General features: G+C 67.3%; 12 protein-coding genes, 1 other RNA gene, 2 pseudogenes and 1 CRISPR repeat array. Of the genes and pseudogenes, 13 read left to right on the top strand and 2 right to left on the bottom strand.

The features are described 5' to 3' along the window. The first annotated feature begins 131 nt into the window (after positions 1 to 131). The 5 genes and pseudogenes from TsocGM_RS23865 to TsocGM_RS28030 all read left to right on the top strand — a co-directional run. Complete coding sequence (locus TsocGM_RS23865) at positions 132 to 1700, top strand: DUF1553 domain-containing protein (RefSeq protein WP_233579156.1); 1569 nt, start codon at positions 132 to 134, stop codon at positions 1698 to 1700. A gap of 28 nt (positions 1701 to 1728) precedes the next feature. Next, complete coding sequence (locus TsocGM_RS23860; protein ID WP_126727972.1) at positions 1729 to 3096, top strand: DUF1501 domain-containing protein; 1368 nt, start codon at positions 1729 to 1731, stop codon at positions 3094 to 3096. Between the two features lie 179 nt (positions 3097 to 3275). After that, positions 3276 to 3410 (top strand): annotated as a pseudogene (locus TsocGM_RS28035) (c-type cytochrome domain-containing protein); the annotation flags it as partial. A gap of 192 nt (positions 3411 to 3602) precedes the next feature. Next, complete coding sequence (locus TsocGM_RS26340) at positions 3603 to 3878, top strand: transposase (protein WP_158633739.1); 276 nt, start codon at positions 3603 to 3605, stop codon at positions 3876 to 3878. Positions 3879 to 3954: 76 nt separating this feature from the next. Continuing rightward, positions 3955 to 4203 (top strand): annotated as a pseudogene (locus tag TsocGM_RS28030) (hypothetical protein); the annotation flags it as partial. 245 nt (positions 4204 to 4448) lie between these two features. Here the strand turns inward: TsocGM_RS28030 and ssrA are convergent. Together ssrA and TsocGM_RS23840 are read right to left on the bottom strand one after the other, a co-directional pair. Beyond that, positions 4449 to 4820: a transfer-messenger RNA gene (gene ssrA / locus TsocGM_RS23845) on the bottom strand. A 602-nt stretch (positions 4821 to 5422) separates the two neighbouring features. Then, positions 5423 to 6886 (bottom strand): sulfatase-like hydrolase/transferase, encoded by a 1464-nt coding sequence (locus TsocGM_RS23840; protein WP_126727969.1) that lies wholly within the window; start codon positions 6884 to 6886, stop codon positions 5423 to 5425. A gap of 420 nt (positions 6887 to 7306) precedes the next feature. Between TsocGM_RS23840 and TsocGM_RS23835 the strand changes: the two genes are divergently transcribed. The 8 genes from TsocGM_RS23835 to cas2 are packed head-to-tail and all read left to right on the top strand — an operon-like array spanning position 7307 to position 17031. After that, positions 7307 to 8323 (top strand): helix-turn-helix transcriptional regulator, encoded by a 1017-nt coding sequence (locus TsocGM_RS23835; RefSeq protein ID WP_126727967.1) that lies wholly within the window; start codon positions 7307 to 7309, stop codon positions 8321 to 8323. Positions 8324 to 8366: 43 nt separating this feature from the next. Then, positions 8367 to 9005 carry a type I-MYXAN CRISPR-associated protein Cas6/Cmx6 gene (cas6, locus tag TsocGM_RS23830; RefSeq protein WP_126727966.1) on the top strand — a complete coding sequence of 213 codons (639 nt, stop codon included), beginning with the start codon at positions 8367 to 8369 and terminating at the stop codon, positions 9003 to 9005. Positions 9006 to 9060: 55 nt separating this feature from the next. Continuing rightward, positions 9061 to 11520 (top strand): CRISPR-associated helicase Cas3', encoded by a 2460-nt coding sequence (gene cas3, locus TsocGM_RS23825; RefSeq protein WP_126727965.1) that lies wholly within the window; start codon positions 9061 to 9063, stop codon positions 11518 to 11520. Next, positions 11513 to 13369 carry a type I-MYXAN CRISPR-associated protein Cmx8 gene (gene cmx8, locus TsocGM_RS23820; RefSeq protein ID WP_126727964.1) on the top strand — a complete coding sequence of 619 codons (1857 nt, stop codon included), beginning with the start codon at positions 11513 to 11515 and terminating at the stop codon, positions 13367 to 13369. Before cas3 ends, cmx8 begins: the two co-directional genes overlap by 8 nt. Beyond that, positions 13366 to 14298: a type I-B CRISPR-associated protein Cas7/Cst2/DevR gene (locus tag TsocGM_RS23815; protein WP_126727963.1), complete on the top strand. Its 933-nt coding sequence runs from the start codon at positions 13366 to 13368 to the stop codon at positions 14296 to 14298. Before cmx8 ends, TsocGM_RS23815 begins: the two co-directional genes overlap by 4 nt. A 5-nt stretch (positions 14299 to 14303) precedes the next feature. Then, a complete protein-coding gene (gene cas5 / locus TsocGM_RS23810) occupies positions 14304 to 15068 on the top strand; it encodes a type I-MYXAN CRISPR-associated protein Cas5/Cmx5/DevS (RefSeq protein WP_233579158.1) in 765 nt (254 codons plus the stop codon). Next, complete coding sequence (locus TsocGM_RS23805) at positions 15065 to 16714, top strand: type I-MYXAN CRISPR-associated endonuclease Cas4/Cas1 (protein ID WP_126727961.1); 1650 nt, start codon at positions 15065 to 15067, stop codon at positions 16712 to 16714. Before cas5 ends, TsocGM_RS23805 begins: the two co-directional genes overlap by 4 nt. 17 nt (positions 16715 to 16731) lie before the next feature. Beyond that, entirely contained in the window at positions 16732 to 17031 is a 300-nt protein-coding gene (cas2, locus tag TsocGM_RS23800; protein ID WP_126727960.1) for a CRISPR-associated endonuclease Cas2, read from the top strand. 265 nt (positions 17032 to 17296) lie between these two features. Continuing rightward, a CRISPR array of direct repeats spans positions 17297 to 25218; the repeat unit is 36 nt; unit sequence GTGCCGACGACGATGACGCCGAAAGGCGTTGAGCAC. Positions 25219 to 25372 lie beyond the last annotated feature (154 nt).

The following is a 25372-nucleotide window of genomic DNA, read 5'->3' as shown; positions in this document are numbered from 1 at the left end:
AGAGCGTTGACGTACACGACGGGTCGCTGGGAGCAGTTCTGGGGCAGGCTCAGCCGGGAGGGATACCCGGTGGCGGCGTAAGCGAGTCCGGAGGGGCCGCGAACCACATCATTCGTCGGTCACACCCTCGGGTGATCGCCACGGGGTTCATCGCGCAGTCGAAGCGGTTCGGCACAAGGAAGCTGGAGGACATCCACCAGATCATCGAGGATACGCTGAACACGACCGGCCAGGTGGTGCTCGGCCTGTCGCTCCGCTGCGCCCGCTGCCACGACCACAAGTTCGACCCGATCTCGGCCCGGGACTATTACGCCCTCTACGGCTTCTTCGCCGGCACGAAGTTCCCCTTCGCCGGCGCCGAGGAGGACCACCGCCCCAGCGAGTTCGCTCCGCTGGTGCCGCCGGCTCGGCTCTCGGAGTTCGAGGGCCAGCTTGCGGAGACGATCGGACGACTCCGATCCGACCTCGCCGAGGTGGAGGAGGAGGCGGAATCGAGCGCTGGCGACCTCGGCCTGGCGCTGGCCGTCGAGGAGTTCGTCGGGGTCGGGGACCGGGCGGGACGGGTCCGGGAGGAGCTGGACCAGGCGAGTCGGTCGCTGGGGAGGAAGGCGGATCGGATCCGGGCGGAGATCGCGCGGCTCGAGGAGGAGGGTCCGGAGGCGCTGGTCCCCAAGGCTTACGCCGTGCGGGACGGCGAACCGACCGACGTGAGGCTCCAGAAGGGGGGCGACCCGAGCGACCTGGGAGACGAGATCCCCCGGGGAGTGCCCAGGGCGCTCGACCCGAGCGGGGTCATCGCGCTGCCCGAGACGGGCAGCGGGCGGCTGGCGATGGCCCGGTGGCTGACCGAGGGGCCCCCCCAGGCCCTGACCGCCCGGGTGATGGTCAACCGGATCTGGCAGCACCACTTCGGCAAGCCGATCGTCGCCACCCCCTCCGACTTCGGCCTCCGGGGGACGCCGCCGACCCACCCCGACCTGCTGGAATGGCTGGCCGCCGACTTCGTCGCCTCGGGCTGGTCGATCAAGGCGATGCATCGGAAGATCATGACGTCGGCAACCTATCAGCTCTCCTCTCGGATCGACACGGCCAACGCGGAGGTCGACACCGGGAACGCCCGGTACTGGCGGTTCGATCGCCGTCCCCTCGACGCCGAGGCGCTGCGGGACAGACTGCTGGCGCTGGGCGGGAACCTCCGGCTCGGCCGGCCGGGGCCGCACCCGTTCCCGGACGTGGAGCAGTGGCGGTACACGGCGCACCACCAGTTCAAGGCGCTGTACCCGTCGGAGCACCGGAGCGTCTACCTGATGGTGCAGCGGCTGCACCCGCACCCCTACCTCTCGCTGTTCAACGGCCCGGACACGAGCATGTCGACCGCCTCTCGGGACAGCTCGACGGTGGCCTTGCAGGCGCTTTACCTGCTGAACAACCCGTTCGTGCACGACCAGGCCTCGCGGTTCGCCGACCGCCTGATCGCGGCGGAGCCGGACCCAGGGGCGCGGCTCCGCCTGGCGTACCTGTCGGCCTTCGGCCGGGAGCCGTCGGGGTCGGAGCGGTCGAGGGCGGAACGGTTCCTGGCGACGTATTCCAGCCGGCTCGCCTCCGAGGGGTGCGAGGGGGACGACGCGCTCGAACTCGAGGCGTGGTCGGCGCTGACCCGAGCCGTCTTCGCCTCGAACGAATTCTTTTACGTGGATTGAACGAAGGCCGAGAGACGGAGACCGCACCATGGCCGCCGGACCGATGAACCGCCGGGCGCTGCTCCGGCGTGCCTCGGCCTTCGCCACCGCGGGCGGGCTGGGGATGTATCGCCGCCTGTCGATCGCCGCGGCCGCCAACGGGGGCCACCCGCTGGCGCCGAGGCCGGGGCACTTCCCGAGCAAGGCGAAGCATCTGATCATTTTCTTCATGACCGGCGGGTTCTCGCACCTGGACACCTTCGACTACAAGCCGAAGCTCCAGGCCGACCACGACAAGGAGGTCGGCCGCCACAAGGTGCTCGCCTCTCCCTACGCCTTCCGCCCCCGGGGGGAGTGCGGGAAGATGGTCAGCGAGCTGTTCGAGCACGTCGGCGGCGTGGTCGACGAGTTCTGCTTCCTGCACACGGTGCACGGCGACTCGGCCGGGCACTCGGCCGCCACGCTGGGGATGCACACCGGGTCGGTGACGATCCCGATGCCGAGCATCGGCTCCTGGGTGAGCTTCGGCCTGGGGACGAGGAACACGAACCTGCCGTCGTTCGTCGTGCTTGCGGCGAAGGAACCGTACAACGGGTTCCAGGTGTGGGATTCGAACTTTTTGCCGTCGTATCACAAGGGAGTGCGGGTGGTGCCCGGCCCCGAGCCGATGCCCGACGTGCAGAGCCCGGTCGAATCGGCCTCGCTCCGGGAGCTGGAGGCGCTGATGCTCCGCGACCTGAACGAGGCCCACCTGTCGGCCCGGGACGGCGACGACCTACTCGCCTCCCGCATGGCGACGTTCGACACCGCCTCCGGTCTGATGCGCGAGGCCCCCGAGGCATTCGACCTCTCGAGCGAGTCGGCCGAGACGCTGACCCTGTACGGCGCCGAGGACGGCGACCCGGCCTCCTTCGGCGCCCAGTGCCTGACGGCGAGGAGGCTGGTGGAGCGGGGAGTCCGGGTGGTCGAGCTGTTCGACGTGGGATCGAACACGAACTGGGACAGCCACAACACCATCGAGGATCACCGCGCTCTGTCCCGGAACATCGACCGGCCGATCGCCGGCCTGGTGGCCGACCTGAGGAGGCGGGGGCTGCTCGATGAGACGCTGATCGTCGGCTGCTCGGAGTTCGGTCGCACTCCCTGGCAGGACCTCACCCCGAGGGGCCGGGGGCACCACAACCGGTGCTTCACCTGCTTCCTCGCGGGCGGCGGCGTGAAGGGCGGGTCCAGCTACGGCGTCTCCGACGAGTACGGCGACGCTCCGGCCGAGAACCCGGTGCACGTCCACGACTTCCACGCGACGATCCTGCACCTGATGGGGCTGGACCACACCCGCTTGACCTACCGCTACTCAGGCCGAGACTTCCGGCTCACCGATCTTTACGGCGAGGTGGTTCGGGACGTCATCGCCTGATCCCGGATCACCCCCCTGCCCCGGTCCCGGGTCGCGTCGGAGCGGGCCGAGGGCGGCCTCGGTCCCCCTCCAGTTCGGGAGGCGCTTCCTCCCGACGATCAAGGGTACGAGGACCGGGCGGGCTCTCGGCGGGGAGCACCTGAGGATCTCCCGGGCGATCTCCAGGAGGAGGGGCGACTCTGCTTGGTCGAGGTCCTCCCCTGTTCGAGGCGAGGTGCTTCACCTGCCACGCCGACGCCCCAGGAACGCTCAAGGGGGGCCGGGACCTCACCAGCCTCGAAGGGATGCTCGCCGGCGGTGATCGCCGGGGGCCGGCGCTCGCGCCGAGGTCACTGATGTTCCCGTCCTGCGCCAAGAGCGTCTTCCCCCATGAACTCGGGCAGTCTCCTGGGCGCCGACCCCGCGATCCAGGCGAGGGACGCTTACGGTCGGGGGTGGCCTGCTCCCCGAATCCTGGTCCAGCCGATTTGAGAGTCATTCTCGCCCGTGAGGACAGGAGGACTCAGATGAAGCGGAACCGCCCTTCGCCCGAGCAGATCATCCGCACGCTGCGGGAGGCCGATGCCGACCTGGCCAACGGCGTCTCGGTGCCAGAGATCCGCAAAAAGCTCGGCGTGGCCGAGAACACCTACGACCGGTGGCGGAACCAGTACGGCGGCATGAAGGCCGACGAGATGAAGCGGCTGAAGGACCTGGAGAAGGAGAACGCCCGCCTCAAGGCCCTGGTCGCCGACCTGACGCTCGACAAGGCGATCCTGCAGGAGGCCCTCCGGGGAAACTGATCGGCCCGACCCGGAGGCGTCAGGCGGTGGAGCGGGTCCGCCGGGTGCTGAACGTCTCCGAGCGTCGGGCGTGTCGATGCGTGAGTGGTTCGCTGGCCTCGAACCGGATGAGCCGCTCTTCCCGAAGCTCGCCCGTCGGAAGACCTCCACGATGGTCCGGAAGGACCTTGAGCGGGCCGGGATTCCCTACGAGACCCACGAGGGGCTGGCCGATTTCCACGCGGCGAGGCGGCACACCCACATCATCGGGCTCGTTCGGTCCGGTGCGTCGATCATGGAAGCGAAGGAGCTGGCCCGCCACGCCGACATCCGGCAGACGGCCAAGTACACCCACAGCGGGATCGAGGATCAGTCCGAGGCGCTGGCCGGGCTTCCTCGCACCAAGGCATCAGCAAGCCCCGATAGACCGCACAGAGACTGCATTCCGGGCGACGTCGGGAGTCGCGAGGTGAAGGCGGTTGGCAGCGAGGCCGACGGCGAGGACGGGCCGGAAAACGACGAAACCCCTTCCGGGGAAGGGGTTTCGTCGTCTGCTGACGCCGAGTGTCACGAGGTGGCAATCGACGTAAGTAGTGGAGGCGGCGGGAATTGCACCCGCGTCCCGAGATCCGTCGGTGAAGGCGTCTACATGCGTAGTCGTTCTTTTTGTTGTCGGCCTGGGATCCCCGAACGACAGGGTTTCCTTCGGCTTAGCCCATCATGAGTTTAATCCGATCCGCAACGGGCGGTTTGGATCGGACGAGCCCGCTGTGTCGTCGCCGGCCGAGGCCCACGGGCGAAGCCCCGGCGCGACGCAGCTCAACCGCGGTCAGGCGGCGAGGCTGTAGGAACCAACGTTGTTGTTGGCAGTTATGGTTTCGATCGGCTTTTTACGAGGCCAGCCGACCAACCTCGGCATGCAGCCAGACACCTCAGCAATCCGGTCGAACCTGGATCGCCCCCGTTTCAATGAGCGAAGTCGAGAACCGACCGCACCTTGATTATTCGGACGGCGGTCGAGGAGTCAAGGGCCACTCGAGGGCCCGAGGGCCTTGGGGGATCGCCTGCCGGCGCCGCGACGGCCCGCGGAGGGGGCCCGGTGGTGTCGGCCGACCGTCGCCCGGTACGGCGGTGGAACGCGGTTCATCGAGGGTGACCTCGGTGCGGGTGGCTGGTTCAAGGGGGTAAGGGACCCGTGCGGCCCCGCTCAGTCCTCGGCCGCGATGGGTTCGGGACGCTCCTCGGCGAGTTTGGCGGCTCGACCGACCGATCACCGGAGATTCCAGGGATTCTCGGCCTGTACGGCGGGCGGTGGAGCATCGAGGGAAGCCGCCGATGCGATCCGGGGTCGAGGTGCGGGGCCGAACGGAGGGATCGGGGGATGGCGGCGGCCTCCTTCAACCGGGCCGACGCCCGATGCGTCGGCACGAGGCCCCTGCCACTCCCTCGGCGCCGTTGTCCTCCTGGCGCCCTGCGCCGACGCGATTCGGAAAGCCCGGCGGTGCGGTTCTCGTCGCCATCGCCACTCACGGTGAGCGGCTTCGGGGGGCCGCCCTCCCGTCGCGTCATCGCCCGTCCCTGGTCCGATTGTCGTCGCCCCGGAGGCTCCGGACGACCGAGGCTTGCCAAGCGGCCAGCGCCCCGGCCAGCTCGGCGACGCGGCCCGGCTCGACGGTGGACAGGTCGGTCGACTCGGCCGGGTCGGCGTCGAGGTCATACAGCTCGAAGGCGATCCGGCCGGCTTCGCCGGGGATGCGGTGCAGCTTGTGCCGGCCGTCGATCCAGGCCGAGTGACCGGGCAGCTCCTCGCCGGCCTCGAAGGCGGCGATCAGCCGCTCCTCGGGCCCGGTCGGTTCGGGAGGAAGCTCGGGCGGGAGCGGCTGGCCGGCCTCCTGGGCCTCGAAGTGGGCGGCCATGATGGCGGCGCTGGGTGTCGATCGACCGGGGGCCGGGTAGTCCCAGAAGCCCATCGGCTTCGGGCGGGCCGCCATGGTCCCCTCGATCAGGGGCACGAGGCTGATCCCGTCCAGCGGCCGGCCCGGCTGCGGGTACGCTACACCGGCCAGTTCCAGCACGGTTGGCAGGATGTCGACCGACCCGCAGATCAGATCGCTGGACCGGGGCTCGGGGATGGCCTCCGGCCACTCGATGATCGTCGGCACCTGGAGGCCGCCCTGGTAGACCGTCCCCTTGCGGCCCCGCAGGCCGCCGGCCGAGCCGAGCCCGTTGCGGCCACCTTGAGGGCCGTTGTCGCTGGTGTACCAGACGAGCGTGTTGCCGGCGATCCCCCGATCCCGGAGCGCGGTGCGGAGCGTGCCCATCGCCCGGTCGATGCCGGTGATTTCCCCGTAGTAGTGCCGGAGCCCCGGAGGGAGGTCCTCGTACGGCTCCATCGTCTCCTCGGTCGCCTCGTGGGGATTGTGGGGGGACCCGAACCAGACGACCGCCAGGAAGGGTCGGTCCTGCTCCAGGGACCGGTCGATGAAGTCGATCGCCGCGTTCATGGCCACCATCGAGCTCTCGCCTTCCAGGGGGACAGCGGTCCCTTCCCGGCTCAGGATCGGGTTGTTGTCGTAGAAGTTGGGGGCCGAGAGCCAGGTCTCGAACCCCGAGTCCCCGGGGTTGTTCGAGCCCCCCTGGCGAACCGATCCCAGGTGCCACTTGCCGAAATGGCCGGTCGCGTAGCCGGCGTCCCGGAGCACCTCGGCGATGGTCACCTCCTCGGGCCGGAGTTCATAGCCCCATTGGAAACACCCGAAGCGGTTGGGGTGCCGGCCGGTCATGACGCTCCCCCGGGTCGGCGAGCAGACGGGTGCCGCCGCGAGGAACCGATCGAGCCGCAAACCAGAGGCGGCCATCGCGTCGAGGGTCGGCGTGTGGGGGACCGGATTGCCGGAATACCCCACGTCGCCGTATCCCTGGTCATCGGCCATGCAGAGGATGATGTTCGGCCGCTCGGGGAGCCCCGCCGCCGAGGCGACCGACACCCCCAGGACCACCGCCACTCCCGCCATCGGTCGAAAGCCCATCGTCCCCTCCTGTCTCCTGCTGCTCGAACTTCGCTCGATCCGAGTCGGGTCCCCACCATCCCAGGCCTCGCCCCGACAGACAACCCCCCCCGGAAGGTTCGGGGGGGTCGAAGCCTTCGCCTTCGAGCACCGGCCTCAGCCCCCCGGCTCGACTGGCCAGCGGCCATCCCGGAACGCGATCACTCCCGGGATCGCCCCGTGGGGATGCCTCGATGGGGTCGCCTGCCCGTGGTCGCCTTCCCGGTCGGTCGCCGCTCATTCCTCCGGCCGAGCGGGGCGGAATGACGAGTCGAGTCGAGTCGAGACGAGGCAAGACGAAACGAAACCGGTGCTGCGACTATCGTTGTCATACCACCACGGTTAGACTGTCTCACGCCACGAGTGGACCATGCTTCCATTGAGACACGGAGGCGAGTCGACGTGCGTCACGCCACCCGTCCACCCCTGGAGCGGATCGCCGAGCTGGACCGGGCCATCCGGGCGGGGCAATACCCCAACGCCGGTTCGGTGGCCGAGCGCATGGAACTCTCTCCCCGGACGATCCAGCGCGACATCGACTTCATGCGCGACCGGCTCGGGGCGCCGCTGGCCTACGACGCCCGGCGGCGCGGCTACCGCTACACCGACCCGACGTACCGCCTTCCCTTCTGGACCCTGACCGAGGGGGAACTGGTGGCGATCTTCCTGGCCGAGCGAGTGCTCCGGCAGTGGGGGGGAACTCCCTACGGCCCGGACCTGGAGCGGGCCTTCCGCAAGATGACCGCGGCTCTGGGGGAGGCGGTGACGATCGACCTGGGCGAACTGGGAGCCGCCTTCTCGGTTCGGGCGACGGCCGAGGCCCCCTTCGACCCGGCCCTCTTCCGAAACCTGACCGGCGCGGTCCTGCACCGGCGTCGGGTGGTCCTGGACTACGATTCGGCGACGTCCGGCCGGTCCCAACGCGCGATCGATCCCTACCACCTGGCCCAGGTGGACGGCTCCTGGTACCTCGTGGGCCATTGCCACCTTCGGGGAGAGATCCGGATGTTCGCCCCGGGCCGGATCCGGGCGCTGGAAGTTACCGAAGAGACCTTCGCTCCGCCGGAGGGCTTCCGGATCGAGGAGTACCTGGCCGGTTCGCTGGCCGTCCTGCGCGGCGGCCCCGGCGAAGTGTACCGGGTCCGACTGCGCTTCACCGGCTCGGCCGCCCGGTACGTCGCCGAGCGGGTCTGGCACCCGAGCCAGGTCGCCGAGCATCGCACCGACAACGAGCTGGTGCTGGCGATGGAGCTGGGCCACCTGCGCGAGGTCGAGCGCTGGGTTCTCTCGTGGGGCCCGGACTGCGAGGCGCTCGAACCTCCCGAGCTGCGAGAGCGGATCCAAGCCGCTCTGGAGCGGACCCTGACGAACTATCGGTCCCCGCCGGGCCCCCGTCGCCACCGCCGTGCTCGCTCTTGATCCTCTCGATGCCTACGGACCCCCGATCTTCGGAGGTATGACGATGCCGATCGTGGACCTCGCCTTCGCCCTCCAGCCCGCGACCATCCCGCTGGACTACGGCTACGCCCTGTTTGGGGCGCTGAGCCGCCTCGTGCCCGAGCTGCACGGCGACCGCCGCATCGGCGTGCACCCGATCCGGGGGATCCGGACCGAGCCGAGGCGGCTGACACTGGTCCCGCAGTCCCGCCTGAGGATCCGGCTGCCGTCAGAGGAGATCGGACGCTACCTGAAGATCGCCGGCCGGACGCTCGACCTGGACGGCTCTCGCCTGGCGGTGGGCGTACCCCGGGTCGAGCCGCTGCGGGCGGCGTCTCGACTGTCGTCTCGGCTCGTGACGATCGGCCGGCTGATCGAGCCCGAGGAGGTCGCCACGAGCCTGCGCTCGCAACTGGCGGGGCTGGGAGTCGAGGGCGAGTTGGGGTTTCTTCCCTCCCCCGACCCGGATCGACCAGGCCAGCCATCGCGCAAGGTGATCCGGATCAAGGGGAAGCGGATCGTCGGCTACGCCGTCTCGGTCTCCGGGCTGACCGCCGAGGACTCGTTGCGGCTCCAGGAGCACGGCTTGGGCAGCCGGCGCCGGATGGGCTGCGGAGTGTTTGTCCCCCTCGCTCCAAGCCGCCCGGAGCCGGCCCCGGTGTGAGAGGACCGGTTCCGGGTTCCGATTCCGGTCTCGCGGTCTTCTCGGGGGTAAGGCGATGAATGATCGTCCGCTCATGGCGAAGTCGGGCGAAGGGACCGACCTGGCACGTACGCTCGTCGGACATACGGAGTTGGTGCTGACGGCTGCCAACGCCCTTTTCGGAGGCCCCGGCGGGCCGACCCGGCTGGGGCGGTCTTGGCTCCAATTCTTCGGAATCAACGGGTCAGAATTCGAACGGTTTCGCAAGCATCTCCGCGTCGCTGCCGCGGCGCATGACTGGGGCAAGGCGAACCAAGGGTTCCAGGGGGAAGTGGGCGCCGACGATCATGCGGCGGGTCAGGTCCTCCGCCACGAGCACCTGAGCGGGCTGCTGCTCGCGGAGCCGTCGGTGCTGGACTGGCTGCGCCGTCAGGGGCTCGACGAGGTCGTCATCCTGGCGGCGGTGATCTCGCATCATGTGAAGGCCAGCGAGCAGTCCATCGAATCTCCACTACTGGGCACGAAGGGGACTGTGCGGATCCGAACCGATCACGAGGATTACCTGGCAATCTGCCGGCTGATCGAGGCCGAGGTTGGAGCACCTTGCTCCGCATTACCTCTGACCCCTACGCCGCGGAGGACCCGCTGGAAGGAATCGGACATCGAAGCAAGAAGCCGGGCCATCTCGACAATCCTCAGGAGGGCGAGGAGCGAACTCTTTGACGACCAGGAGCGGGATCGGCGGCGGTGGATTGCGGCCGTCCGCGCGGCGCTGATCGTCGCCGATGCTGCCGGTTCGGCATCAGTCCGGATGGATCGCGATGGGGATGAGGACGTCCGCGGCGTGCTGGTTCGCTGGATCAGAAACTGCTTCGCGGAGGAGCTGACGGGGGACTTCGTTTGGCGAGAGGTCGTGGAGCGTCGGATCGCCGACCTCCGGGGGCGAGGGCGATGGGACGAGTCGCGGGGCGAGTCCTTTCGGGGCCGGGGCGGATTCAAGCCCTTTCAGTGTACGCTGGCGACGCTCGGGCCCCGGGTTCTGATGACGGCCTCGTGCGGGGCGGGAAAGACGCTGGCGGCCTGGAACTGGATCACGGCCCGGCTCGACGAACGGCCAGCGGCTCGCGTCGTGTTCCTCTACCCCACGCGGGCCACGGCAACGGAAGGGTTCCGCGACTACGTCTCCTGGGCCCCGGAGGCCGAGGCCGCGCTGTTAAGCGGCACGGCCGCCTACGAACTGCAGGGAATGTTCTCCAACCCCGACGACGCCCGCCACGACCGGGCGAGCTATGCGACCGACCCCCGGCTCTTCGCGATCGGGTGTTGGGGTAAGCGAATCTTCTCAGCGACCGCCGACCAGTTCTTCCCGTTCATGCAGTACGCCTACGGCCCGCTCTGCACGCTGCCCGTGCTGGCCGAGTCGGTCCTGGTCGTCGATGAGGTTCATAGCTTTGACAGGTCGATGTTCGCGACCCTCAAACGGTTCCTCCGTGAGTTTCCGGAGATCCCGGTGCTGTGCATGACGGCCACGCTCCCGGAATCCCGGCGGAAGGACCTGGTGGATCACTGCGGCCTGGTTGAGTTCGTCGAGGACACTCACGCCAAGTCAGACCACGACTCGGAGTACCCCCGTTATCACATCGAATGGATCGAGCGGGACCAGGCCCGGAAGCTTATCGCCGAAGAGCTCGAGAAGCGACGACGAGTGCTTTGGGTATCCAACCGGGTGAGCGACTGCCAGGACACATTCAATGACTTCGACACGGGAGACGGCTACGTCGATCCATTCGGAACTGCCGTCTCCTGCTACTGTTACCATAGTCGGTTCAAGCTCGCGCATCGCCAAGCTCGGCACAAGGAGCTGATTGGGGCATTCCAGGACGCTGTCAAGGACGACGCCAGGCCCCGCGGGTTGCTTGGGGCGACGACCCAGGTCTGCGAGATGTCTCTGGATCTCGACGCGGAGATCCTCGTCACCGAACTGGCGCCGATCGCTTCCCTGATCCAGCGGATGGGCCGCTGCAACCGCGACCCGTCCCGGATGCGGAAGCAACCTCCGGGGCGCGTTTACGTCCTCAGGCCGGAGGCCGGGCGGGAGAAACCCTACGAGAAAGAGGAACTGGCCCTTGCGGCGTGCTTCGTGGACAGGGTTGCCGGCCGCGACGTCTCGCAAGCCGAACTGGATCGGACCTATCAGGAGCTGGATCCAGGCCAGGTCGAGCCGAGCAAGCTCTGCCCGTTCCTCGACAGTGGCCCCTTCGCCGTGGGACGAGTCGAGTCATTCCGTGAGACGGATGAATACTCTGTACCGAGCATCCTCGACATCGACGAATCGAAGGTGCTCGCCGCGATCGCCGCGAAGCAACCCATCGACGGCTTCGTCGTCCCCGCCCCGCGCCACCTCGCCAGGCCGGTGAACCCCGAGGCGTCACGTCTCCCCCGCTGGCTCTGGATTGCCGACGGGACTCGCTACGAACCACGGATCGGCTTCGACGACCGGAAGCGCCCCGACCAGGGAGCCAAGCACAATGGCTAAGAAACCACCACCCGAGCGGATCACCCTGACCTTCGATCTCCACGATCTTCCCACGGCGCAACACCGCGCCGGCCTGGCCGGGCTGATCCTCCAGATTGACTCCATGGGACCGGAGGGCAACCGCCGTGACCCAAGGCTCATCCCGGAGATCGACGAGGCGAGCCTGACCGCCACCTCGGCCCGGATTACGTTCACCCGAGAATCGATGCAGGGCGTCTTCGACGATCTGTATGCCGCGAAGCTGGTTGAGGTCGTCGTCCCCAGTAAATGGGCGGGCGTCGATCCAAAGCCCGGCGAGCACGTCATCGAGAAGCCAAACCCGAAGACGGGCGAGGTGACGAAGACCCGCGGATTCGCCTACGACGTTGTGCAACCTCAGGCCCCCTGCCTGGCCCGCCATCTCGAGCCGGATCGGAAGCCGTGGCTGGATCTGTGGCGGCAGATGGTTTGGGAGATACCCCGGGGCGGCAACAACGTCCGTTCGCGAGCCCCTTTCGAGCAAGTGGCGAACTCGGGTCACTGCGGCGAGGGGGCGGCGGCCTGGGCGGCGGTCCTCGACTTTCAGGAAGGGCAGGCGAAGGGCCTGCTCAAGACGGATCCGATCTCCGGTGCCTTGTTGCTCGGGGCTCAGGCGGTCAACGCTGAGACCGTCCCGTTCTCTGGGCGTGTCGACCACAATTTGCTCCTGCACTTCTGGCAAGTGGTCGTGCTGACTTTCATTCCCCAGGTGGTGAACAAGAAGGACGCGAAGGTCGAACGTGCTGGCTATGTCCTGGCGATCCCCGATGTCGCGGACCTCCGCGAGTTCCGTGTCGCGTTTCCTGCCATCCTCTCCAATCTCGCCACCGACACCGGCGGACGATTGCCGGCCCAGGCTCGCATCGATCTTCCCGCCCAGGCCGGCTTGGAAGTCCTGCGTCACCTGAAGTCGGAAACCGGAGAGGAGGCCGCCGAGCGGCGGGCGGGCCGGGCTCTGCACCGATCCGCGACGGGAGATTCAGCGCGTGGACTGATCCGGACGACGGGGGCCGACAAAGCCTGGTCGGCGGAATGGGGTCACAGCGTCCGGGCCGTCGAGTCATACCACATGCAAAAGAATAGAAACAATATCAAAATGCTGTTGTTCGATCGCGTCGTCGACCGCCCCCGCCTCGTCGAGCGATATCAGCGGATCGTGAGAGACTATCGTCATCCGCTGTTCCGGGCCACGCTGATGCGAGCCCTGGTCCAGGATGAGCCCTGGACCGCCAGGATGATCGAACTGTTCGCCGAGTACCCCGCGTGGTTCTTTATCGAGGGAGACGACACGCCCCGGTTCCTTCCCCGTTTCGGTCGGGACGCCCGGGAGCTTCTCCGTAACTCCTATGAGGAGGTGTATGACATGAGGATTGATGAGATGAGTAATGACGAACGCCTTCAGCATTTGGCCGTCATCATTCAGCGGTTGGTCAACGAGTACGTCAAGAGTCGGGCCGAGGTCAAGACCGGGAAGAAGGCCAAGGACTTCCCCAAGAAGATCGTCAGCGGCAAGGAACGGCCCATCTATCCGCCCGAATTCCGCGAGGCCCAGCAGCGCGTCTGCTCCGACGCTTTTTTGGCGATGCGGTCGCGCCACGATCAGGACTTCGTGGAATACTTCGCCGGCTCGATCTGCTCGGTCGCCCAGTACCTTCCGAAGGACGACTACCAGTTCCTCATCCGCACATTGATGACCAGGCCGGAACCCAATCCGGTGGCCCGTCCGGGCCTCTCGTGGGAAGACGTCAAGGCCATCGCCATGATCGCCGTCTCTGCCACCTCGTTCAACGTTCGCCCCCGGGACGTCGAAGCCAAAGGGAGACTCTCATGAACCTCTTTGCCACCGTCATGACCTATCCTGCCCCGTCGGCCAACTATCGTGGCGAGAGCGAGGAGAACCGCGCGGTGATCCAGAAGATCACCTATGGCCGGTTCGAGTACCCGATCATCTCGCCCGAGTCGATGCGGAATGCCCTGCGCGAGACATTGGCCGCTTACGGCCTGACCTGCAACCGGACTCGGCTCAACGACGAGGAGCAATTGGCGGTCAGGTTTGCTGACTACCCCGACCCCGATACGTACGCCGACGACTTCTTCTTCGGCTACCTCGTCGCCGCCACCGGGAAGGACCGCAAGGGCATCCTTGATGCCATCAAGAAATCGGGTCGTGATGTATCGGCGTTCCGATTCAAACGTGACTCGGTCCTGCGGATGAATCTGGCACGCGGGATCGAACCGTTCCGCAATAACGCCGTGTTCACCCAGTCACCGCTGACCTCCGAGGACAGCCCTTGGAGGAATGCCAAGACTTCGGCGCTGCTCCATCGCGAGACGGTCCTGACGGCATTTCAGTATCCCTTCGCCCTGAACCTCGACGATTGCAAGGCCAAGCCTGACTGGACCAAGGCCCTGCTCCGAGCCATCGGCGAACTGAACAACGTCGCCGGCAACCACGCTCGCAGCTACTTCGAGATGGCCCCTGCGAGCATCGTTGTGCGGCTCACCGATCAGCTTGTCGCCGGATATGACACCTACGGATTTGACTCGGCTGGGAATTTCCCGGAGGTCGTGGACGCGATTCTCACGAAGGGGGATTTCCAGGGGAAGGAGCGGGAATTCTACCTTGGCGGCAAGATTGTCAAAGACATGCCGGACCAGGCGATCAAGGCACTCACCGAGAAGGGCGTGACTCTCGACCGCGACCCGCGACGGCTCCTGGCCACGGTCGGTGAGACGGCGTTCCCAGCGAAGGGGGCGTGACGACCATGCTCCGCCTCTACGTCCAGGCGCCGTTCGCGGCCTTCCGCACCTTCACCGCCGGCTGGTATCGGCCGACGGCAGGGTTTCTCACCCCGTCGGCCGCCTACGGTCTGGCCCTGAACCTCGCCGGGATCGAAACCCGGCGAGACGATGGCTCGGCCATGACCGTCACCGCATTCGGCCTCCCCCGGGCACGGATCGCCCTGGGAGCCGACCCCGACAACCCCCGAGGCCCATACCCGACGGTTCACACGATCTACCAGCAGCTCCACAACTATCCTGTCGGGGCTTCCGGCAAGGCGCGGAAGGAGGATGCCAAAGGGAACAAATACAATATCACGCCAGTTCGTCGCGAATTTCTCTCCGACCTCCGCGCCATCGTCGCCCTCGACTTCGACGAGACTGAGGAATACCCGGATGTCGAAGGCCGCATCCGGCGAGCGCTGGATCGAGATGCGCCGCAGTCGCGGCGCACGTATGGCCTGCCCTTCCTCGGGGACAACGCCTTTCTGATCGACAAGATCGAGATCTGCGAAGAACCCAGAACCGCTCTCTGGTACTGTCGCGTCCGGTCCCATGTCGGGGCGGTCCCCCATTCCACGAGGCTGACCACCTGGATCGACCGCCGGGATATGTCCCGGACCCGGTCCGACCTGTTCGCCCCTGCCGAGCCGGCGGGCGAGTCGATCCCCGATGACGCCTGGACCGCGATCGAACCGCCGCCTGAGCCGGCTCCCGTCAGAACCTCGAAGAAGAAAGGATTGCCATGATCGCCGGGACCCACGACCCGCCGCTGCGGGTCATCTCGCTCCACGACCTTGGCTATTGCCGCCGGTTGTTCTACCTGACCGAGGTCGAGGGCCTCCAGGCCCCCAACGCCGTGATCTACGCCGGTCGCGAGCTGCATGCCTCGCTGGAGGCCGACGAGGAGGGAGATCGGACGCAGCTCGAGCTGGAGGACCGCGCGCTGGGGCTTGTCGGCAAGGTCGACGCGGTGCGGAGACGGGATGGGTCGCTCATTCCCTACGAGCACAAGCGAGGCCGTTCCCGGCACGAGGGGGGAACCCACACCGCCTGGCCCTCCGACCGGCTCCAGGTGATCGCCTACGCCGTTCTCATCGAGGCGGCCACGGGACAGCACGTCTCCGAAGGGCGGATCCGCTACCATGCCAACAACGTGACCGTGCGAATCCCGATCACCGACCTGGCGAAGAGGGACCTGGCCGAGGCGGTCGCCGAGGCCAGGAGGCTCCGGGAGTCGACCGAGCGGCCCCCGGTGGCCGAGAACGAGCGGCTTTGCGTCCGGTGCTCGCTGGCCCCGGTCTGCCTGCCCGAGGAGGCGCGCGCCTCGGGTGATCCCCACCGCGAGGCGGTCCGTCTCTTCCCGCCAGATCGTGACGGCACCAGCCTGCACGTGCTGACCGCCGGCGCCCGCGTCGGCCGTTCCGGCGAGACTCTGGTCGTCACGCCTCCCGACGGCGAGCCGTCGACCAGGCATCCCATCCGCGAGATCGACAGCCTTTTGCTCCACGGCCACGCCCAGGCGACGACCCAGGCCCTGGCCCTCTGCGCCGACCTCGGCATCCCGGTCCACTGGCTCTCGACCTCCGGACGCCACGTCGCCAGCCTGACGGCCACCGCCGGGCAGGTCCAGCGCCGGGTCCGCCAGTACCGCGCCCTGGCCGACGAAGAGACCTGCCTGCGCCTGGCCCGCGCGCTGGCCCGGGCCAAGATCGAGGGCCAGCATCGCTACCTGCTCCGAGCGACCCGAGGCGACGAGCCCGCCCGTCAGGCCATGCTCCCGGAGCTGGTCCTCATCCGATCGGCCCTCTCCTCGCTCGACGCCGCCGACTCCCGCGACGCGCTCCGCGGCTTCGAGGGCTCGGCCGCCGCGGCCTACTTCCGCGCCCTGGGACGGCTGCTCGGACCTTCGGTCCCCGACACACTGCGGTACTCCTCCCGGTCGCGTCGGCCCCCGCTGGACCGCTTCAACGCCCTGCTCGGCTTCGGCTACGGCCTGCTGCACGCCGCCGTGATGCGGGCCGTCCTCGCCTCGGGGCTGGAGCCGTCGCTCGGGTTCTTCCACACCCCGCGCAGCGCCGCCTATCCGCTCGTGCTGGACCTGATGGAGCTGTTCCGCGTGCCGCTCTGGGACATGCCCCTGATCGGCTCGCTCAACCGCGGCCAGTGGGACCCCGATGCCGACTTCGTCGCGACCAGGGCCAAGGTCTGGCTCTCGGATGCTGGCCGCCGCAAGGCGATCGGCCTGTTCGAGGCCCGGCTCGACGAGCAGTGGAAGCACCCGGTCCTCGGCTACTCGCTCTCCTACGCCCGGACGCTGGAGCTCGAGGCCCGCCTGCTGGAGAAGGAGTGGAGCGGCGAGCCCGGCCTGTTCGCCCGGATGCGCCTGCGCTAGCCCGGGAGACGGATGACATGAGCGATGCCCGCTGGTGGCTGGTTTGCTACGATGTCCACGACCCGGCCCGGCTCCGGCGCTGCGCCGGAGTGCTGGAGGGAGCGGGGCAGCGATTGCAGCATTCGGTCTTCCGCTGCTGGCTGACACCGGCCGGGATGCAGCGATTACGCTGGGAGTTGACCGAGGTGCTCGCCCCGGACGACGACCTGCTGATGATCCCCCTCTGCTCCCGCTGCGTCGGCGGGATGCAGACGACCCATTCCTCCCTCAAGGCGCCGGACTGGCCGGCGGGTCCCGAGCCCCATCGCATCCTCTGACCACGTCCAACCGCCGATCATGCATTCCCGATCGTCGTCCGGTCCCAACCCGCAGGCGTGACACAACCCGTTCTCAATCATGAAGTTCCAGCTCTTTGGCAACCAGGACGATGCTTGCTTTGCTTTAAGTGGTTTCCATGAAACCACTTCGGCCCCGCCCCCCCTCCCCCGATCGCGGCAATCTCGACGACCCAAGGGGCGACCTCCCGAAATCCTTGAAAACGCTTGCCGCTACCCCAAGCGATCACTACAGTTAGTAACAGGCGTGCCGACGACGATGACGCCGAAAGGCGTTGAGCACGTACCCGGCCGCCGCCGTGCCACGGTCCCCGGCCGTGCCGACGACGATGACGCCGAAAGGCGTTGAGCACCATCGCCGAATGGGGCCCCGTGCTCTACATCCTCGGTGCCGACGACGATGACGCCGAAAGGCGTTGAGCACGCGCTGAAGATCGTCTACCCCCCCGAGTCGGCCGCGTGCCGACGACGATGACGCCGAAAGGCGTTGAGCACCGGAGCATCTCCCGGGCAGTCCGGTGGCGGTCGAAGTGCCGACGACGATGACGCCGAAAGGCGTTGAGCACTCGCTCGCAACCCACTCCCCCTCTGACCCCTGGCATGTGCCGACGACGATGACGCCGAAAGGCGTTGAGCACCAAGGGCCAGCAATGCCCGTCATGTGGATGCTCGGGGGTGCCGACGACGATGACGCCGAAAGGCGTTGAGCACATGGAGCCGAATTCCATGTTGTGAAAAACGATCTTTGTGCCGACGACGATGACGCCGAAAGGCGTTGAGCACTATGCTTAAATGCATACTTTCGACAAGGAGGGTGGGGTGCCGACGACGATGACGCCGAAAGGCGTTGAGCACTCGCCGGAGTGACCCGGACGCCCGCGACGTCGGGAGACGTGCCGACGACGATGACGCCGAAAGGCGTTGAGCACCTCGATCGCCCTCCGGTCGAGGGGCCTCGGGTTCGTGCCGACGACGATGACGCCGAAAGGCGTTGAGCACCTCCGGATCCGCGAGGGTGAATCCCTCTTGCCCGGGTGCCGACGACGATGACGCCGAAAGGCGTTGAGCACCAAGATCGTGATCTCCAACACCTGGACCAAGTCCTGTGCCGACGACGATGACGCCGAAAGGCGTTGAGCACACCTTGCCCTTCGGCAAGCACCGGGGTCGGACGCGTGCCGACGACGATGACGCCGAAAGGCGTTGAGCACTGGCCAGCGAGGTTGAACGGTGGTTCGCGTCGCAGTGGTGCCGACGACGATGACGCCGAAAGGCGTTGAGCACCCCACCCCCAAGCATGGCGTAGGAAGGATGGACGGGGGTGCCGACGACGATGACGCCGAAAGGCGTTGAGCACAGGTAGGGGAGCATGATGGCACTCCGGGGGTTAGCGGGTGCCGACGACGATGACGCCGAAAGGCGTTGAGCACACGCGAACGACTGGCCGCCCGCCTTGAAGGGCGTCGGTGCCGACGACGATGACGCCGAAAGGCGTTGAGCACTCCTGGACTCCGGCGAGCTGCCGGTCGGCTGGGAGTGCCGACGACGATGACGCCGAAAGGCGTTGAGCACCACGGGCTGGACAAACTCCTCGCCACCCGTAACACGGTCGTGCCGACGACGATGACGCCGAAAGGCGTTGAGCACTTGCCACTCCTCGATCGCGGCCAGCTCCCCGACGGTGCCGACGACGATGACGCCGAAAGGCGTTGAGCACACGCGCCGGCAGTGCCCTCCACTGGCGGCCTGACGTGCCGACGACGATGACGCCGAAAGGCGTTGAGCACGAGATCAAGCCCTGGATCCGCTGGGCGATCCGCTCGTGCCGACGACGATGACGCCGAAAGGCGTTGAGCACTTTCTCCTCAACCAACTCCTGCAACGGATGGGGGGTGCCGACGACGATGACGCCGAAAGGCGTTGAGCACCAGGACGACACGAGCCGGTGGCCACCTGTGTCAGCGTGCCGACGACGATGACGCCGAAAGGCGTTGAGCACCGCTGATCACGGCTCGGTTGGCCTCGCCGCTCTGGTGCCGACGACGATGACGCCGAAAGGCGTTGAGCACACCTCGACCCGGCCGGATCGGGCCGGGACGCTGACGGTGCCGACGACGATGACGCCGAAAGGCGTTGAGCACTGGTCGCTGGTCTATGGGCACCGACGGTTCGTCTGGTGCCGACGACGATGACGCCGAAAGGCGTTGAGCACTCTTGGATTTGGGCCCCGTAGGCGACATCGACGGCCGGTGCCGACGACGATGACGCCGAAAGGCGTTGAGCACACCCTCGACGCGGAGGCAGGCTCCTATGCCTTGGCCGGGTGCCGACGACGATGACGCCGAAAGGCGTTGAGCACCCCGCAAGGTGCAGCAGAAGGACCCGACCCGGACGTGCCGACGACGATGACGCCGAAAGGCGTTGAGCACCTGGTACGCACGGTCATACGCAATCTCCGCCTGACGAGTGCCGACGACGATGACGCCGAAAGGCGTTGAGCACGCGCAGTATGACCGATCGATCCTCCGGGGTGAGGGGGTGCCGACGACGATGACGCCGAAAGGCGTTGAGCACTGCTTGCTGCGGAGTGGTTGGCGCCGGCCGAGCGAGTGCCGACGACGATGACGCCGAAAGGCGTTGAGCACAACTCGACGCCCCTTACTCGCTGGCAGATCGCGGGGTGCCGACGACGATGACGCCGAAAGGCGTTGAGCACCCGGCACCGGCGCCGGCAAGACCAAGGCGGCCGGCATGTGCCGACGACGATGACGCCGAAAGGCGTTGAGCACACCTTCCGGATCACGTGACGCCCGCTCCGATCAGCGTGCCGACGACGATGACGCCGAAAGGCGTTGAGCACCGCCTTGCGCTCGACCAGCGCCCGGACCCAGGCCGCCGGTGCCGACGACGATGACGCCGAAAGGCGTTGAGCACCGCTCCACACGGCGGCCGTGCTCCCGTCGGCGGTCGTGCCGACGACGATGACGCCGAAAGGCGTTGAGCACCCGAGCGTGACGGGCTCGTCCGGTTCACGCCGGACGTGCCGACGACGATGACGCCGAAAGGCGTTGAGCACGATCGCATCTGCCCGGCGACCTGATCGGGGCCCGGCGGTGCCGACGACGATGACGCCGAAAGGCGTTGAGCACACTCCGGCCGCCGGGCCTGAGCCACCTCCACCGCCCGCGTGCCGACGACGATGACGCCGAAAGGCGTTGAGCACACAGGGGCCGCCGATAGATCGACGCCTGCTGACCGAGTGCCGACGACGATGACGCCGAAAGGCGTTGAGCACAATTCCGGGAGCGCCTTGCGGAGCTCGTCGCGCGCCGTGCCGACGACGATGACGCCGAAAGGCGTTGAGCACCGAGTCGAGTCAGAGCGGATCTACACACCGGCAGAGGTGCCGACGACGATGACGCCGAAAGGCGTTGAGCACATCCTTGCACAACCGCTTCGCGCACGCCTCGGGTGTGCCGACGACGATGACGCCGAAAGGCGTTGAGCACACTTCGGCCGGCGGGCCTGACCCCTCCGCCGCCCGCGTGCCGACGACGATGACGCCGAAAGGCGTTGAGCACCCTGCGCCTCCGACGCCAGAGGAGTTGCGGCGGGAGTGCCGACGACGATGACGCCGAAAGGCGTTGAGCACGACGATCCGTGTTGCTGTCAGCGAGGCGGGCGAGCTGGTGCCGACGACGATGACGCCGAAAGGCGTTGAGCACTCCGGACGATCGTGCTCAACGCCCCGGCCCGAGCGAGTGCCGACGACGATGACGCCGAAAGGCGTTGAGCACTCATAGGTTGGGAGCGACATCGGTGGCGACCGAGCCTGTGCCGACGACGATGACGCCGAAAGGCGTTGAGCACGTGGACAAGGCGGAGTTCCATGCGAAGGTCAAGCCCGGGTGCCGACGACGATGACGCCGAAAGGCGTTGAGCACGCCGAGCAGCCCCAGGCCAGCGCCGCCCGGTCGTCCCGTGCCGACGACGATGACGCCGAAAGGCGTTGAGCACGTCGGCGTCCGGGAGGCCGAGGCGGCCCAGCAGCGGGCGTGCCGACGACGATGACGCCGAAAGGCGTTGAGCACCGCTTGGCCACGTCCGAGCATACATCCGGGAGCGTGTGCCGACGACGATGACGCCGAAAGGCGTTGAGCACTCGGCCGATACTTCGCCGGGATGCCCTCGGACGCTCCGGTGCCGACGACGATGACGCCGAAAGGCGTTGAGCACCGGACGTCGTGCTGATGCTGTATCGAGACGCTTACTGTGCCGACGACGATGACGCCGAAAGGCGTTGAGCACATCGCGATCACGCTCCAGTACCGCTCGCTCCCCTGTGCCGACGACGATGACGCCGAAAGGCGTTGAGCACACGAGCGCAATCCCGAAAAGGTGAAGAAGTGGGACGTGCCGACGACGATGACGCCGAAAGGCGTTGAGCACACTGATCGGCGAGCGGCCCGGGAGAAATCCCGGGCCGTGCCGACGACGATGACGCCGAAAGGCGTTGAGCACCCTCCGACATTAGGAAAGACCGGCAACTCCGCCTGGTGCCGACGACGATGACGCCGAAAGGCGTTGAGCACCGAGAATCCCGGCGCTCCTGAGTACGCCGGCGTCCGTGCCGACGACGATGACGCCGAAAGGCGTTGAGCACTACCACCTCTCCCCCGACCAGTTCGGCGACTTGCGTGCCGACGACGATGACGCCGAAAGGCGTTGAGCACTGCAGTCGTAATCGGTGTAGCCGACCGTGTCGCCGGTGCCGACGACGATGACGCCGAAAGGCGTTGAGCACCGCTGGTTGACGGCGCGGGCCTTGCGGTAGGCGGCGTGCCGACGACGATGACGCCGAAAGGCGTTGAGCACTTCCCGGCGACGCCGCCGGGGACGCCGTTGCCGGCGGTGCCGACGACGATGACGCCGAAAGGCGTTGAGCACCGACCGCCACCGCCATTCCGCTCCCGCCGCTCTGCCGTGCCGACGACGATGACGCCGAAAGGCGTTGAGCACTCACCGTTCCGGTTCGCGGAACGTTGAGGTTCCGGTGCCGACGACGATGACGCCGAAAGGCGTTGAGCACAAGACGAGCGCATGGAACTCGCCGTCGTCGGGGTGTGCCGACGACGATGACGCCGAAAGGCGTTGAGCACTCCCCCACCGTGTAGAGGGTGACCGTCCCCTCGCCGGTGCCGACGACGATGACGCCGAAAGGCGTTGAGCACACGAGTGTCGGGCTGAGCTGGCGGCCCGGCGGGGTGTGCCGACGACGATGACGCCGAAAGGCGTTGAGCACATCTCCCCCGCCCTCTTCGGGGTCGGTCTGGCGGCGTGCCGACGACGATGACGCCGAAAGGCGTTGAGCACGACTGCGCCGGGCTCGGGAACCTTCAGCGTTTTATGTGCCGACGACGATGACGCCGAAAGGCGTTGAGCACAGATCCGGTTGGATGCGGTGAACGTCGCGAACGGCGTGCCGACGACGATGACGCCGAAAGGCGTTGAGCACTCGGCGGAGTCGGCGCTCCGACTAGGTGACACGCCCGTGCCGACGACGATGACGCCGAAAGGCGTTGAGCACCCGTCATGGTGGTGTGCGCGTGCGACGCGATCGCTTGTGCCGACGACGATGACGCCGAAAGGCGTTGAGCACGCGGCGTCCCGAAGGTGCGGGCGCCTCCCAGATTAGGCGTGCCGACGACGATGACGCCGAAAGGCGTTGAGCACATGAACCAACGATCGCACTCCGCAACCAACGCGCATGCGTGCCGACGACGATGACGCCGAAAGGCGTTGAGCACACAACAAGTACCTGACCCACCGCCTGATGGCCTGCCCCGTGCCGACGACGATGACGCCGAAAGGCGTTGAGCACCCTGGGTCGCCGTCCTCACGCCGCCCCATACCAGGAGTGCCGACGACGATGACGCCGAAAGGCGTTGAGCACCTCGATCTCTGGTGCAACGGCCAGCACTGGGGCTCGTGCCGACGACGATGACGCCGAAAGGCGTTGAGCACCAGTTCAACGCGGCGATGACGGCCGATTACGTCGGGTGCCGACGACGATGACGCCGAAAGGCGTTGAGCACCCGGCCAGAGGAGTTTCGCCGATGCCGGGCCAGGGGTGCCGACGACGATGACGCCGAAAGGCGTTGAGCACGCGGCGTCCCGAAGGTGCGGGCGCCTCCCAGATCGTGCCGACGACGATGACGCCGAAAGGCGTTGAGCACTAGCAACGCTGGCGAACTAGCTAGCGACGGTCAGATGTGCCGACGACGATGACGCCGAAAGGCGTTGAGCACACCTGAGGACCGGCGGTACGCACCGCAGCGAGGCGGCGTGCCGACGACGATGACGCCGAAAGGCGTTGAGCACTACTCCCCGCCACCGCCACCGCCCGAACTGGCGGTCGTGCCGACGACGATGACGCCGAAAGGCGTTGAGCACACCGACGCCACACTGGTCTACGACGGGTCGAGCGTCCGTGCCGACGACGATGACGCCGAAAGGCGTTGAGCACATCAGGGCGTGGAGGTCAGCGGTGCCCAGGGCCAGGGCGTGCCGACGACGATGACGCCGAAAGGCGTTGAGCACTGGTTGCCGGCCGGGCAGAGGACGTACTCCCCGCGTGCCGACGACGATGACGCCGAAAGGCGTTGAGCACTGGGCTGCGTGGAGCAAGACGACCCCGAAGCAGCGGTGCCGACGACGATGACGCCGAAAGGCGTTGAGCACGATAACCGACCCGAAGCAAAGCGAACAAAACCGGATGTGCCGACGACGATGACGCCGAAAGGCGTTGAGCACGTGCCGGCGTGGTTGGGCCAGGGCTCGATGCGGTCGGTGCCGACGACGATGACGCCGAAAGGCGTTGAGCACCTCGCCAGAGCGTCGAGCAACTGCCGCTGCGGATGTGCCGACGACGATGACGCCGAAAGGCGTTGAGCACCCGATCCGTCGGGTCCGGTCGTCGCGGTCCACGGGGTGCCGACGACGATGACGCCGAAAGGCGTTGAGCACGTGTTCCCGGAGTTCCCGGAAGCGCCGGAGGCACGTGCCGACGACGATGACGCCGAAAGGCGTTGAGCACCCGCCTCAATGTGAGGCACAATCTTCGCCGCAGCGTGTGCCGACGACGATGACGCCGAAAGGCGTTGAGCACATTGCCGACGAAATCCGTCTCATGGCCGATCAAGGCCGTGCCGACGACGATGACGCCGAAAGGCGTTGAGCACCGATCAACCCGAAGAAAGGGGACTACCGATGACCGAGTGCCGACGACGATGACGCCGAAAGGCGTTGAGCACTCGCGGCGCAGTTCAACGCGGCGATGACGGCCGATGTGCCGACGACGATGACGCCGAAAGGCGTTGAGCACCTGCGCTCCTCGGTGAAGGATCGGGCCGCTCGCGAGTGCCGACGACGATGACGCCGAAAGGCGTTGAGCACACACGAGGACCGCCGGCGCGTCGGCGTCATACGGGTGCCGACGACGATGACGCCGAAAGGCGTTGAGCACTGGGCAAAGGCGAACCCATCCCTCGGGGTCACGATCGGTGCCGACGACGATGACGCCGAAAGGCGTTGAGCACCAATTCGGCGTGGTCGATCCCCGGCGTGCCGCCGGGTGCCGACGACGATGACGCCGAAAGGCGTTGAGCACCTCGGATTCGGCGGGTATGCGAAGGGCGGGATCCAAGGTGCCGACGACGATGACGCCGAAAGGCGTTGAGCACACTCCTTCGCCGAGACGAAGATCGGCCGGTTCCGGGTGCCGACGACGATGACGCCGAAAGGCGTTGAGCACGACTTGCGAGTCAACGTCGGGTTCGGCGGCTTCTGTGCCGACGACGATGACGCCGAAAGGCGTTGAGCACAGAGCGGCGAGCCCGAGCCACCGAATCTGTTCGCGGGTGCCGACGACGATGACGCCGAAAGGCGTTGAGCACCTCGCAGCCAGGCCGCGATCTCGTCCTGATCGCGTTGTGCCGACGACGATGACGCCGAAAGGCGTTGAGCACACCTTGTCACCGATGACGAAGCGCCCCCCTCGGGGCGTGCCGACGACGATGACGCCGAAAGGCGTTGAGCACCCTACGAGGTCAACGGTGTCGCCGGGCTCGCCGGGTGCCGACGACGATGACGCCGAAAGGCGTTGAGCACCCTACGAGGTCAACGGTGTCGCCGGGCTCGCCGGGAGTGCCGACGACGTAACCGTCCGATGAACCGCGTCTGGAAAGCGAGCTGAGTCGACGCGACGATACCCGCGGCGGGTCCGATCGCCCCGCCCGGGAGCCGCACCCATGCCGCGTCAGGC

Source organism: Tautonia sociabilis, assembly GCF_003977685.1.
GTDB classification, from domain to species: Bacteria; Planctomycetota; Planctomycetia; order Isosphaerales; family Isosphaeraceae; genus Tautonia; species Tautonia sociabilis.
This window is presented reverse-complemented; position numbering and strand designations above follow the sequence as displayed.